Origin of the sequence: Bradyrhizobium guangzhouense, from assembly GCF_004114955.1 — a bacterium.
GTDB lineage: Bacteria > Pseudomonadota > Alphaproteobacteria > Rhizobiales > Xanthobacteraceae > Bradyrhizobium > Bradyrhizobium guangzhouense.
Map to the genome: position 1 here is coordinate 3,456,287 of NZ_CP030053.1, position 13,576 is coordinate 3,469,862.

The window sequence follows — 13,576 nt, forward strand, 5'->3', positions numbered from 1 at the left end:
GATGGGTATATTATTGCTGTGTGCGCTGCAAGATCATGGCAGCCATGGCCCTACTTACGTCTTAGGTCAGTCCTTGGACTGATCCTCAAGCCGGGCCAGGCTTTCCTGGCGTCCCAGCACGTCCAAAACCTCGAATATGCCGGGCGACGTGGTGCGGCCGGTCAGCGCCGCCCGCAACGGTTGGGCGACCGCGCCGAGCTTGAGACTATTTTCCTCGGCGAAGGCGCGCAGCGCAGCTTCGGTGGCGGCGCCGCTCCAGGTCTCGACTTTCTCCAGCGCGGAATGAAGCTGGCCAATCAGCTTGCGGTTCTCGGGCGTCAGCAGGGCCGCCGCCTTCGGGTCGAGCTGCAACGGCCGGTCGGCGAAGATGAAATAGGCGCCATCGATCAGCTCGATCAGCGTCTTGGCGCGCTCCTTCAGCGCCGGCATGGCCTTGAGCAGTTGGGCGCGCGTGGTGTCGTTTAACTTGACCTTAATCTCGTCACGCGCGGGCACGACGTGGTCGAGCACGTCCTCGAACATCTTCACGAGCGATTGATCGTCGGCGTGGCGGATGTAGTGGCCGTTGAGGTTCTCCAGCTTGGCGAAGTCGAAGCGGGCGGCGGCGCGGCCGACATTGGCGAGGTCGAACGCTGCGATCATCTCCTCGGTTGAGAAGATCTCCTGGTCGCCATGGCTCCAGCCGAGACGGACGAGGTAATTGCGCAGCGCCGCCGGGAGGTATCCCATGGCGCGATAGGCGTCGACGCCGAGCGCGCCGTGGCGCTTGGACAGTTTTGAGCCGTCGGGGCCGTGGATCAGCGGGATGTGGGACATGTTAGGGAGCGCCCAGCCCATCGCATCGTAGATCTGCTTCTGGCGGGCGGCGTTGATCAGATGGTCGTCGCCGCGGATGACATGGGTGACGCCCATGTCGTGGTCGTCCACGACCACCGCGAGCATGTAGGTCGGGTTGCCATCGCCGCGCAGCAGGACGAGGTCGTCGAGGTTCTCGTTCTGCCAGACCACGCGGCCCTGGACCTGGTCCTCGATCACGGTCTCGCCGGTCTGCGGCGCGCGCAGGCGGATGGTCGGCTTGACGTCAGCGGGTGCCGTGGCCGGATCGCGGTCGCGCCACATACCGTCATAGAGGCGGGTGCGGCCCTCAGCTCGTGCCTTCTCGCGCAGGGCGGCAAGCTCCTCGGCGGTGGCGTAGCAGCGATAGGCCTTGCCGTCGGCAAGAAGCTGCTCGGCGACCTCGCGGTGACGGGCGGCGCGGCTGAACTGGTAGATGACGTCGCCATCCCAGCCGAGCTCCAGCCATTTCAGCCCGTCCAGGATCGCGCCGATCGCGGCCTCGGTGGAGCGCTCCCGGTCGGTGTCCTCGATCCGGAGCAGCATCTTGCCGCCGTGCTTCTTCGCATAGAGCCAGTTGAACAGCGCCGTGCGGGCGCCTCCGATGTGGAGGAAGCCGGTTGGGGAGGGAGCAAAGCGGGTGACGATGGAATCAGTCATTCGTGGCAGGGCCTATGCATGGGAGGCGGTGGTATATAACAGGACCAGAGCATAACTAAAGCCCATCGGCGGACAGCCTAAGGCCTTGGCTCAGCCAAGCGAATTTGGCAGAAGGACCGCTGATTTCCCTACAGGATTTTCGTAATGACAGAACCGGTGGCGACTGAGGTTGGGCGCGATTTCATTCGTGACATCATCCAGGCCGACCTCGACCAGGCCAAGTACAAGGAGATCGTGACCCGGTTCCCGCCGGAGCCGAACGGTTACCTGCATATCGGCCACGCCAAGTCGATCGCACTCAATTTCGGCATCGCTCAGGAGTTTCCGGGCCGCTGCCATCTGCGCTTCGACGACACCAATCCGGTCAAGGAAGAGCAGGAATATATCGATTCCATTCAGGCCGACGTCCATTGGCTCGGCTACGACTGGGGCAAGAACCTGTTCTACGCCTCGGATTATTTCGACCGCCTGTACGAATGGGCGGAGAAGCTGATCCGCGACGGGCTCGCTTATGTCGACGACCAGTCCCAGGAGGAGATCCGCCTCTCGCGCGGCACGCTGACCGAACCCGGCAAGAACTCGCCGTTCCGCGATCGCAGCGTGGAGGAGAATCTCGACCTGTTCCGCCGCATGAAGGCGGGCGAATTCCCCAACGGCGCGCGCGTGCTGCGGGCCAAGATCGACATGTCCTCGGGCAACATCAATCTGCGCGATCCCGTGCTGTATCGCATCCTGCATGCGCATCACCCGCGCACCGGGACCAAGTGGAGCATCTATCCGAGCTACGACTATGCCCATGGCCAGTCGGATGCGATCGAGGGCATCACGCACTCGATCTGTACGCTGGAGTTCGAGGACCATCGGCCGCTCTACGACTGGTTCATCGAGAAGCTGCCGGTGCCGTCCACGCCGCATCAATACGAAATGGCGCGGCTCAATCTGACCTACACGCTCTTGTCCAAGCGCGTGCTGACCCAGCTCGTCCGCGATGGCCATGTCGCCGGCTGGGACGATCCGCGCATGCCGACCATGGCGGGGATGCGCCGCCGCGGCGTGCCGCCGGCGGCCTTGCGCGAATTCATCAAGCGGATCGGCGTGGCCAAGGCCAACAGCGTGGTCGATGTCGGCATGCTCGAGTTCTGCATCCGCGAGGAACTGAACCGCACGTCGCAGCGCCGGATGGCGGTGTTGAAGCCGCTCAAGGTCGTGATCGAGAATTATCCGGAAGGACAGACCGAGGAGCTGGAGGCGATCAACCATCCGGACGATCCGAGCGCCGGCACCCGAAAAATCACGTTCGGCCGCGAGCTCTATATCGAGCAGGACGACTTCATGGAGACCCCACCGAAGAAGTTCTTCCGCCTGTCGCCGGGCAATGAAGTGCGGCTGCGCTACGCCTATTTCGTCAAGTGCACCGGCGTGATCAAGAACGACAAGGGCGAAGTGGTGGAGCTGCGCTGCACCTACGATCCCGCGACCAAGGGCGGCAACGCGCCCGACGGTCGCAAGGTCAAGGCGACCATGCATTGGCTGCCGGCGGCGAATTCCGTGCCGGCGGAGATCCGCATCTACAACCAGCTGTTCGCCAATCCGAGCCCGGACGCCCAAAACTTCGCGGCCGATCTCAATCCGAATTCGCTGGAGATCCTCGGCGATGCCCGAGTCGAGGCCTCGGTTGCCGCGAGCAATTCGACCGAGCCGGTGCAGTTCGAGCGCCAGGGCTATTTCGTGCGCGACAAGGACTCGACGCCGGGCAAACCGGTGTTTTCACGCACCATCGGCCTGCGCGATACCTTCGCGAAGGAAGTGGCCAAGGGCTGAGAAGGGCTTGGGGATATGAGCAGCGAAGCCGACGCCATCGTTTCCGCCATCATCGCGAGATGGTGCGCCGGCTTTGCCACGCTCGATGCGGCTGCGCTGTCGTCGCTGTATTCGAAGAACGCGTTCTTCTTCGGCTCCAACCCAAAACTCTATCGGGGCAGGGACGGCGTCGCCGATTACTTCAACGGCCTGCCGCGCTGGCGCAGGCCCAGCGCGACGTTCTCCGAGGTGCGGGCGGCGCAAGCAGGGCCTGATATGATCAACATGGGTGCGTCAATCACGTTCGACCTCGCCGGCGAACGGGAGGATCTGATCGTCAAGATGAGCTGGGTCATCATTCGCGAGGATGGCGACTGGAAGATCGTCAATCACCATGCCTCGGCGAAGGCGCCGTTGATCTGACCGGCGCGTCGTCACACGGCATCGTCATTGCGACGAGAGCAACGAACGCGCTCCCTGCGCGTTGTGTGGGTCCAACGAGGATCCCACCATGCAGAACATCGCAGAGCATATGGAAGTCATCGGCGCCGACGGCGTTCATGTCGGTACGGTCGACAAGGTCGAGGGTAACCGTATCAAGCTGACCAGGAAGGACAGCGGTGAGGGCAGTCACAAGGGCCACCACCATTTCATCGACAAGGGCCTCGTCGCCGGTGTCGAGGGCAACAAGGTCCGCCTGTCGGCCAAGGCGGACGTCGCCGTGACGATGGAAGAGGAAAAGTAGGGGCGCGGCCTCTTCGTTCCCGATCCGTACCGCTATTCGGTGGGCTGCACGTTCCGGTAGCCTCCGGCCCCGTCTAATATCGCAGGGGTTGCCTTAGGGAATGGCGGAGCCGGACCGGCCGCAGCGTTTGTCGCAAGGCATTGCCGGGACTTGGCCGACAGGCCGGGCCCGATCGGCCGGCGGGTTCGTGCCGGCTGGGTTTGGCGTCTGGCCCGCGATCGGCGGCACGCTGCGCGAATGGGCCAAGGCCGAGGCTGGCGCGGGCCGGCTGTTTCCCTGGGTGCCCGTTGCCTTCGGCTGCGGCATCGCGCTCTATTTTGCCGCCGATCACGAGCCGGTGCTGTGGGTCACGGTTGCGACAGCGACCGCGCTCATGCTCGGCGCGGTCCTGTTGCGGCGAAGCCCTTGGTTTGCGCCCGCGATCATGATCGCGGCGGTCGCGGCCGGTTTTGCCGCAGCGACGTGGAAGACGGCACGCATCGCGCATACAGTGCTCGCAAAGCCGCTTTATTCGGTGTCGCTGTCGGGCTTCGTCGAGACCCGCGACATCCGCGAGCGCACCGACCGTTTCGTGCTGCGCGTCGCCGCGATGGAGGCGCAGCGTAGCGACGTGAAGCTCGAGCGCGTCCGCCTCTCCGTGCGCAAGGGGACTGCGCCCGATGTCGGCAGCTTCGTGCAGTTGAAGGCGCGGCTGATGCCGCCGCTGTCGCCGCTGCGGCCCGGCAGCTACGATTTCTCGCGCGACATGTTCTTCCAAGGCATCGGTGCCTCGGGTTTTGCGATGGGGGCGATCACGATCGTGACGCCGCCGGTGTCAGGCGGATTGCAGCTACGCTATGCCGCGATCATGCAAGGCCTGCGCGATGCCATCGACGCGCGCATCCGCGCCACGCTCGACGGCGACAACCGCGCCATCGCGACCGCGCTGCTCACCGGGCGCCGCGACGCGATCACCACGCCCGTCAACGACGCGATGTTCATCTCGGGGCTTGGTCACGTCCTCTCGATTTCGGGCTATCACATGGCCGTCGTCGCGGGGGTCGTCTTCTTCGCGGTCCGCGCGCTGCTCGCGCTCGTCCCGGGACTGGCGGTGGGCTTTCCCATCAAGAAATGGTCTGCCGCCGCCGCACTGACCGCTTCGGCGTTCTATCTGTTGCTCTCCGGTGCCGAAGTCGCGACGCAGAGATCGTTCTTCATGACCGCGGTGGTGCTGATCGCTGTCATCGTCGATCGGCGCGCGATCACATTCCGCACCCTGGCCGTGGCGGCACTTATCGTGCTCGCGTTCGCGCCGGAAGCGCTGGTGCATCCGAGCTTCCAAATGTCGTTCGCGGCAACGCTCGGGCTCGTCGCCATGGTGCAGATCGGCATGCCGAGCCTGTTGGCCTCGCCCGATCATTCGGCGACCGCGCGCATCGCGCTGTGGGGCGGCCGCGAGATCGCGATGTTGTTCATGGCCTCGATGATCGCGGGATTTGCGACCACTCCTTACTCCGCCTTCCATTTCCACCGCGTCACACCCTATGGCGTGCTCGCCAATCTCGGCGCGATGCCGGTGGTCTCGGCGCTGGTGATGCCGGCCGGGCTGCTCGGATTGCTCGCGGCTCCCTTCGGGCTGGACGGCGTGTTCTGGTGGTTGATGGGGATCGGCATCGACTGGATGATTTTGGTCACGCGCTGGGTGGCCGCATTGCCCGGTGCGATCGGTCACGTCTGCGCCTTCGGCACAGCGCCGCTGATCGCTGCGAGCCTCGGCCTGATCCTGATGGGCCTGCTGCGCACGCCGCTGCGCTGGTCGGGAGCGGTCGTGCTCGTGGCTGCGACCATCTGGGGTCTTTCTATCAGGCAACCCGACATCCTGATCGCGGGTGACGGCCAGAACGTCGCGGTGCGAGGCAGGGACGGGCAGCTGCATCTGATCAGGACGAAGAAGGACAATTTCCTGCTGAAGGAGTGGCTTGCGGCGGACGCCGATCCGCGCGATGCGGCGAGCACTTCGCTCGGCGACGGCGTGTCGTGCGACGATGCCGGCTGCGTGACGCCGCTTGCCGACGGCCGCATGGTCGCGCTGGCGCAGCGCATCGACGCGCTGGCCGATGATTGCAGTCGCGCGGCCCTGGTGGTGACGGCAAGGCCTGCGCCGCCGGATTGTGGTGCGATGCTGGTCGACCGGCCGCGTCTGGTGAGCCAGGGCGCGCTGGCGCTGACACGCCGCGGCGATGGGTTTGCGGTTCAGTCGGTGAGGGCACGGGGCGCAAACCGCCCCTGGTCGCCGGCGGCGGCCGGCGATGGAGATTTTGAACGGACCCTCGTGCCACGGTCGGCGACTCCGCGCGCGAAGGACGCAACACCGTCCGAGGCCGACCTTCAGGCCGAGGACTAAGGCCTGATCCGCAAAAGTGTGTAGCGGTTTCCCGGCGCGACAAACGCGAAAACGCGCTTACGCGGAGGTCATGCCCAAGGATGACGGCTCAGCCGATCGGAAGGCGCGGGGGCGTCGGACTGATGTCGGCAGTCACTTGCGGCTTGTGCTCGCGCTCACCGAGCGGCTGGGCCACCGGCAGTTGCAGCACGGTCGCGCGCTGGCCTTCGACGAGCTGGGTCACCAGGACGTATTTGCCATCCGGGAATTCGATCGCGTCGTGATGACGATCGGGAATGTGCGGATCGACCTTGCCGAACTTGCCGACGCGCGAATTGATGGTGCGCGTCCAGATCCAGCGGTTGTCGTAGCGGACGTTGTCGGCGAAGGCGAGCTCCGTCCCCGGCAGCAGGCAGACCGCGACCGACATGTCGGCTTCGGAGGCGAAGCCGCGCGTCGAGGTGCCGCGGAACGTTGTCGTGACGATCGTCTCGCCGACTTCTGCGGGACGCGTCGCGACGGCATGCAGGCTATAGTCACACATCGGGTGCTCCTCATCAGCGATAGAGCACCCACGCCTCTTCTGAGGCGCAGGCCTCTATCAGAGTGGAAGCCTGCGATCATATGCGATGTTGGGGGCAAATCTGCGGCTTGAGTCTGCAGGCTGCCATCACAATATCTTTTTCAGGCACGCGAGGAACAAAGCCTGCTCCCGTGCATTCGCGAGCCTCTCCGTTAGCGGCCGGCAGGTGCCGACCAGCCCGAATATGGCCAGGCTGGCTGCGCCGGCTGCTCGACGGCGTTGCGGGCATTGCGGAGTTGCCCGCTCGTCGCCTGGGGCGCCTTGCGAATGTGATGCTGCGGCTGCGCAGCGAAGGCTTGCGACGGTGACGTTGCGATCAGTGCCATCGTGGCGGTGATCAAAAAGAACTTGCGCATGGCGGTCTCCTCGGTCTCGCAAAGGCGCAACGAAGCGATGCGTGCTTCGTTGTGGCGTGCCGGGGATGTAGCGCGGGAGAGGGGGCCGGATAATCTGTGCAGAACCAGAAAGACTATCCAGCCGGAGCGGACAACCGCCCGCTCCAATCATGAAGGCACGCTCGCCAGCGGCGGCGCGCGACGGGTTCAGTATTTCCGGTACAGCCCGATCAGCTTGCCCTGGATCTTGACCCGGTTGGGCGGCAGGATCCGGACCTCGTAGGCGGCGTTTGCCGGCTCGAGCGCAATCGAGGCGCCACGGCGGCGGAAGCGTTTGAGCGTTGCTTCCTCGTCGTCGATCAACGCCACCACGATATCGCCGGTGTCGCAGCTCTCGTTGCGCTGGATCAGCGCCATGTCGCCGTCGAGAATCCCGGCATCGACCATGGAATCGCCGCGCACTTCGAGCGCGTAGTGCTCGCCCGCGCCGAGCATGTCGGGCGGGACGCTGATGGTGTGGCTGCGGGTCTGCAAGGCCTCGATCGGCGTACCGGCCGCGATCCGGCCCATCACGGGAACCGCGACGGGGCGCTCGCCTTCGTCAGCGGGCGGGCTCGACGTCGTCCGCACCTTGCCGAGATTGCCCTCGATGACGCTCGGCGTGAAGCCGCGGCGGCTGCCGGCAGCCGCCTGGAGTTCGGGCAGCTTGATCACTTCGATGGCGCGGGCGCGGTTGGGCAGGCGGCGGATGAAGCCACGTTCCTCGAGCGCGGTGATCAGGCGATGGATGCCCGACTTGGAGCGCAGGTCGAGCGCGTCCTTCATCTCGTCGAAGGAGGGCGGCACGCCGCTTTCCTTCAATCGCTCGCTGATGAACCGCAGGAGCTCGTATTGTTTGCGCGTTAACATCTCGACCAAAATCCCCCTGACGATGTCGTTCGATTCCGAGACGCTGAATTCAGCAATAAGCCGCTACATGCTCGAAACAAATCATGAACGGACACTATATGTTCGATACATGTTCCGCAACTGCTTAATTTACCGTGAACGCGACAAAGTTCGCGGAACGGTTGCGAACGGTGCGCTCACTCGGGCAATCGCAGCACCTCGCATGGCGTGCCGGCTTCGGCTTTCGGCGCGAACGGCGGACGCACGAGAAGTGCCTGTGCCGCAGCGAGATTCGCAAGCAGCGAGGAATCCTGGTGATTGACGGGAAGAGCTAGAAGCGTGCCGTCATCGCGCGTCTGCAGACGCGCACGCAGATAATCCTCGCGCTGGTCGTTGGCGCCGACGTCGCGGCCGAGCACAGCGCGTTCGCGGCGATGATGAATCACCTGACGGCCCGACAGTGCGCGAATCAGCGGCACCAGAAACAGGAAGCCGCAGACGTAGGATGACACGGGATTGCCGGGCAGGCCGATCACGCGCATTGGCCCGAGTTGCCCGTTCATCATCGGCTTGCCCGGTCGCATCGCGATCTTCCAGAACGCCATCGAGATGCCCTCGTCGGTCAGCGCCCGCTGCACCAGGTCGTGGTCACCGACAGAGGCGCCGCCGGTCGTGATCAGGATGTCGGCGCCGGATTCCCGCGCGCGGCGAATGCCTGATGTGGTGGCGGCAAGCGTGTCGGCGGCAACCCCGAGATCGATGGTGTCGGCCCCCTCGCTGCGGGCGAGGGCGTGCAGGGCGTAGCCGTTGGAATAGACGATCTGGCCGTGGCCGGGCGTCGAGCCGGGCATCACCAACTCGTCGCCGGTTGCGAGAATCGCGACCTTCGGGCGGCGGCGGACGGCAAGCTGCGGGTGGTTCATGCCGGCAGCGAGCGCAAGGTCGCGCTCGGTCAGGCGCATCCCCTTGTGCAGGAGCACCTCACCCTCGCGGAAATCGATCCCGGCGGGGCGGATGTGCCGCCCGGTGACGGCGGCTTCCTTGATCGTGATGTGCTTGCCGTCCGCGACGGTGTCTTCCTGGATCACCACCGCATCCGCGCCGGCGGGCACGACCCCGCCGGTGAAGATCCGCACGGCTTGGCCAGCGCCGACTGTTCCCGCAAATGGGCGGCCGGCTGCGACCTCGCCGATGACGGTGAGCTGCGCACCGACCTTCGCCGCATCGGCCGCGCGGACGGCATAGCCATCCATCGCCGACATGTCCTGCGGCGGCTGCGTCCGCCGCGCGGCAACGTCGCGCGCGAGCACGCGATGGAAGGCCTGATCCAGCGCGATCATTTCCTCAGCCAAAGGCTCTACACCGGCGAGCACGGCGGCAAGCGCATCGGAAACCGGCATGAGGGCCACGGTGAACTCCCGCAACAAGATCGAAGGACTCGGTCGGCAAGGTTCTAGCCGAGCGGAGAGGCCGAGGCAAAAGGGGTTATATCGCCGCGAAGCTTACGCTTGGGGCAGGGCTTGAGTCGCGACATGATCCGGAGGGCGAGGCAAACCGGTATGAGGAGCGGCAGCCTGCGCGCGGCACTACGACCGCGTTATGGGATTTCCCCTTGCCGCCTCTCCATCTTCGGCGACGTCAGGCGCCTTGGGCCCTTGATCCTTGTCCGGCAACGGATCGGCCTGGGCCTTCAGGTCGGCCGCCTTGCTCATCAGCTTGGCGGAAAGCTCGGAGTCCGAGGTGGTCTTGGCGAATTTGACGAGCAGCGAGGCCTGCTTGGTGAGGTAGGTTTTGCCCAACACGATGATAAGTCCATGTAGAATTCCCAACGGACTGATGAGTCCGGAAGCGGGCATTCGTTCCCGGAACTCTGTATAAAAATGCACAGAGCGACTTGGTTCCATGCCCGCGCGCGAAATAGTTCCGGGTCGCGGCGTCTCGCGGTCAGATCCCCAGAGCTTTCAGCGCATTCCCGACATCGGTCGGCGAGGTCACATGGACCGCGGTCAGGCCGCGGGCGCGCGCGCCTTCGATGTTCTCTGCGAGGTCGTCGAAGAACACGATCCGGCTGGCCGGCACGCCCATCGCGGCGACGACATGGTCGAACGCTTCAGCATCCGGTTTGCGCAGCCCGATGCTGGAGGACAGGTACAGCTCGCGGAAATGGCCGAGCAGGTCGGCATATTGCTTCGAGAAATAGTCTACATGCGGGCGGTTGGTGTTGGAGAAGGCATAGACCGGCATCTGTTTTGCCGCGCGGGGCAGGAGCTCCGTGATATCAGGCATTTCGCCGGCGAAGATCGCGTTCCACCCCTCCAGGAACTGGTCATCCGAAATGGAGATTCCGAGCGAAGAGCGCAGGGAGGCAAAATAGTCCTCGTCGCTGAGCTTGCCGACCTCGTGCAGCCGGTAGGCCTCGTCGCGCACATAGCGCCCGACGATGGCTTCGGGCTTGCAGCCGGCATGTCCGGCCCAGCAGGCGATCGCCCTGGAGAAATCGATGTCGAGCACGACGCGCCCGAGATCGAACAGGAGCGCATCTGCGCTGCCGGGAGAGAGCGAGGTCATTGCGTCCTTTCGGGTCAGTATCGATAGGGTTCGTGGTCGAACAGCGGGAACGCGCTGAACACGCTCGGCGCATTGGTCGCGGTGGCCGGGTGCAGACAGGATCTGTTGACCTCGGCGAACGAGGTGGCACCCAACAGACCGAGGCAGCGCAGCACCTCGTCTTCCAGCAGTTCCAGCATCCGCGTCACGCCGGTCTCGCCGGCTGCCGCCAGCGCCCAGCATTGCAGCCGGCCGATGCCGACGAGGTCGGCGCCCGCGGCGATCGCCTTGACGATATCGGTGCCGCGGCAGAAGCCGCCATCGACCATGATCTTGGCGCGGCCCTTCACCGCATCGACGATTTCCGGCAGCACATGCATGGCGCCGCGGCCGTGATCAAGCTGGCGGCCGCCATGGTTGGAGACATAGATCCACTCGACGCCGTGATCGACCGCGATCTGCGCGTCCTCGGCGGTTGCGATGCCCTTGATGATCAGGGGAATCTTGAACTTGTCCTTGATCATCTTCACGGTCCGCCACTCCAGACCCTTCTGGTAGTCGCCGCCGGTGGCGCGCAGGCGGCTCTCGCGAACGTAGCGCTTGGCGATGTCACGCTCGCGACGGCTGTAATGAGCGGTGTCGACGGTCAGGCAGAAGGCGGCATAATCGGCCTTCTGCGCACGGCTGACGACGTCGGCGACGAACGCGTCATCGCCGCGGACGTAGAGCTGGTACATGCGCAGCGCATCGGGCGCGGCTTCGGCCGTCTTTTCCAGGCCGGGCTCGGAGACGGAGCTGAGCATGTGCGACGCACCAAAAGCGCCGGCGGCGCGCGCGACGCTGGCTGCGCCATTGGGGTCGAAGATCTCGAGCGCGCCGACGGGGGCGAGCACCACAGGCAGTCGCATCTTGCGGCCGAACTGCTCGACCGAGCCGCTGACCTTGCGCATGTCGCGCAGCACACGCGGGCGGAACGCGATCTCGTCCAGCGCCATGCGGTTGCGGCGCATCGTGGTCTCGGTCTCGGCCGCGCCGACGATGTAGTCCCAGGCGTTCTGGTTGAGGTTGGAACGCGCCTTCCGGATGAATTCGTGCAGGTTCTGGAACGGCTCGTTGCTGGCGCCGAGTTCGACGTTCCGTTCCGGCCGGAGTGCTTCGTTCATTGTTATCCTCCCGAGAATTTGAAGTCTTATGCCATCGCCTATCCCGTCCGGCCCTGCAAAACCATCCTAAAATCGCATAGCTGCGAGGCGTCGTCCGGTCGACTGATTCCCGCCGGGAGCGGGGCCGGTCTACGAACGTTGCCAAATGTTTAGGTTCAGGCGAAGGATTTTTAGCGCGTACCCGCCCGCAAGGCGGGACGGCCTTGAAGAAACCTGAATGATATTGTGAGAACCGGGCTGGATCGCCACTTGCATGGCGGCTGCCAAGCCTCAAAAGAACCGCTAAGCGAAAAGGCCACCCATTCCATGCGGAAAACCCTGCTCTTCCCCCTGGGCGCGCTCACCGGAGCGTGCCTGACCCTCCTCGTATCAGGTCCGCAGGGCGGACTATGGGCGGCACGGGCGGCGGCAAGCGCGGACGACGCGTATTCCCAGCTCAATCTGTTCGGGGAGGTCTTCGAGCGGGTGAAGGCGAGCTACGTCGAGAAACCCGACAACGCCAAGCTGATCGAAGGCGCCATCACCGGCATGGTGACCTCGCTCGATCCGCATTCGCGCTACATGAACGCCAAGGCCTGGACCGAGATGCAGGAGACCACTTCCGGCGAGTTCGGCGGCCTCGGCATCGAGGTCACGATGGAAGAGGGCCTGGTCAAGGTCGTTTCCCCGATCGACGATACCCCGGCGTCCAAAGCCGGCATCATGTCCGGCGACCTCATCAGCAAGATCGACGGCGAAAACGTGCAGGGCATGACGCTCGAGCAGGCCGTCAACAAGATGAAGGGCCCGGTCGACACCAAGACCAAGCTGACCATCGTGCGCAAGGGCGCCGCCGCCCCGCTCGATGTCGCGATCACGCGCGAGATCATCCATGTCCGTCCGGTCCGCTTCCACGTCGAGAACGGCGACATCGGCTATATCCGCGTCACCTCGTTCAACGAGCAGACCACCGATGGCCTGAAGAAGGCGATCGCCTCGATCTCCAAGGACGTCCCGCAAGACAAGCTCGTCGGCTATGTGATGGATCTGCGCAACAATCCGGGCGGCCTGCTCGACCAGGCGGTGTCGGTGTCGAGTGCGTTCCTGCAGCGTGGCGAAGTCGTCTCGACCCGCGGACGCAATCCGGAGGAAACCCAGCGCTTCACCGCGCATGGCGGCGACCTTACCAAGGGCAAGCCGCTCGTCGTCCTGATCAACGGCGGCTCGGCCTCCGCCTCGGAGATCGTCTCCGGCGCCCTGCATGACCACAAGCGCGCGACGCTGATCGGCACCCGCTCGTTCGGCAAGGGCTCGGTGCAAACCATCATCCCGCTCGGTGCCGGCAACGGCGCGCTGGCGCTGACCACCGCGCGCTACTACACCCCGTCGGGCCGCTCGATCCAGGCCCAGGGCATCGCGCCGGACATCGAGATCCTCCAGGACGTGCCGGCGGAGCTGAAAGGCCGCGTCGACACCATCGCGGAGTCGCAGATGCGCGGGCATTTGCAGAATACCGAGGGGAAGGAGCAGACCGGATCGCAGTCCTATGTCCCGCCGGAGGAGAAGGACGACAAGGCGCTGCATGCGGCCTACGACTTCCTCCACGGCGTTACGGTGAATGCGGCGGCCGTCAAGCCGGCGCCGAAGGCCACCGTGCCGAACTAAGCTCGATCGGTTCTT

General features: G+C 64.8%; 13 protein-coding genes. 5 read left to right on the plus strand and 8 right to left on the minus strand.

Going from position 1 to position 13,576, the window contains the following annotated elements:
• Nucleotides 1–66 precede the first annotated feature (66 nt).
• A complete protein-coding gene (gltX, locus tag XH91_RS16705; protein ID WP_128951584.1) occupies nt 67–1,494 on the minus strand; it encodes a glutamate--tRNA ligase in 1,428 nt (475 codons plus the stop codon).
• 144 nt (nt 1,495–1,638) lie between these two features.
• Between gltX and XH91_RS16710 the strand changes: the two genes are divergently transcribed.
• From XH91_RS16710 to XH91_RS16725, 4 genes are all read left to right on the plus strand, one after another.
• Nucleotides 1,639–3,315, plus strand: a complete 1,677-nt coding sequence (locus tag XH91_RS16710) for a glutamine--tRNA ligase/YqeY domain fusion protein (RefSeq protein WP_128951585.1) — start codon at nt 1,639–1,641, stop codon at nt 3,313–3,315.
• Between the two features lie 15 nt (nt 3,316–3,330).
• Complete coding sequence (locus XH91_RS16715; protein WP_128951586.1) at nt 3,331–3,717, plus strand: nuclear transport factor 2 family protein; 387 nt, start codon at nt 3,331–3,333, stop codon at nt 3,715–3,717.
• Nucleotides 3,718–3,805: 88 nt separating this feature from the next.
• On the plus strand, nt 3,806–4,039 hold the full coding sequence (locus tag XH91_RS16720) for a DUF2171 domain-containing protein (protein ID WP_128951587.1): 234 nt from the start codon (nt 3,806–3,808) through the stop codon (nt 4,037–4,039).
• Nucleotides 4,040–4,139: 100 nt separating this feature from the next.
• A complete protein-coding gene (locus XH91_RS16725) occupies nt 4,140–6,422 on the plus strand; it encodes a ComEC/Rec2 family competence protein (protein WP_128951588.1) in 2,283 nt (760 codons plus the stop codon).
• 88 nt (nt 6,423–6,510) lie between these two features.
• Here the strand turns inward: XH91_RS16725 and XH91_RS38840 are convergent, their stop codons facing one another.
• The 7 genes from XH91_RS38840 to XH91_RS16760 form a co-directional block, all read right to left on the minus strand.
• Nucleotides 6,511–6,945 carry a hypothetical protein gene (locus tag XH91_RS38840; protein WP_164933864.1) on the minus strand — a complete coding sequence of 145 codons (435 nt, stop codon included), beginning with the start codon at nt 6,943–6,945 and terminating at the stop codon, nt 6,511–6,513.
• Nucleotides 6,946–7,136: 191 nt separating this feature from the next.
• Entirely contained in the window at nt 7,137–7,340 is a 204-nt protein-coding gene (locus tag XH91_RS16735; RefSeq protein ID WP_128951589.1) for a hypothetical protein, read from the minus strand.
• Between the two features lie 186 nt (nt 7,341–7,526).
• Nucleotides 7,527–8,228, minus strand: coding sequence for a transcriptional repressor LexA (gene lexA, locus XH91_RS16740; protein ID WP_128951590.1), 702 nt, complete (start codon nt 8,226–8,228; stop codon nt 7,527–7,529).
• A 176-nt stretch (nt 8,229–8,404) separates the two neighbouring features.
• Nucleotides 8,405–9,616, minus strand: coding sequence for a molybdopterin molybdotransferase MoeA (locus XH91_RS16745; RefSeq protein WP_128951591.1), 1,212 nt, complete (start codon nt 9,614–9,616; stop codon nt 8,405–8,407).
• A gap of 177 nt (nt 9,617–9,793) precedes the next feature.
• Complete coding sequence (locus XH91_RS16750) at nt 9,794–10,009, minus strand: hypothetical protein (RefSeq protein ID WP_128951592.1); 216 nt, start codon at nt 10,007–10,009, stop codon at nt 9,794–9,796.
• 142 nt (nt 10,010–10,151) lie between these two features.
• A complete protein-coding gene (locus XH91_RS16755; RefSeq protein WP_128951593.1) occupies nt 10,152–10,775 on the minus strand; it encodes an HAD-IA family hydrolase in 624 nt (207 codons plus the stop codon).
• A 14-nt stretch (nt 10,776–10,789) separates the two neighbouring features.
• On the minus strand, nt 10,790–11,917 hold the full coding sequence (locus tag XH91_RS16760; RefSeq protein WP_128951594.1) for an alpha-hydroxy acid oxidase: 1,128 nt from the start codon (nt 11,915–11,917) through the stop codon (nt 10,790–10,792).
• Between the two features lie 306 nt (nt 11,918–12,223).
• On the opposite strand from XH91_RS16760, the gene XH91_RS16765 reads away from it, so the two are divergent.
• Nucleotides 12,224–13,561, plus strand: coding sequence for a S41 family peptidase (locus XH91_RS16765; protein WP_128951595.1), 1,338 nt, complete (start codon nt 12,224–12,226; stop codon nt 13,559–13,561).
• Nucleotides 13,562–13,576: the final 15 nt, after the last annotated feature.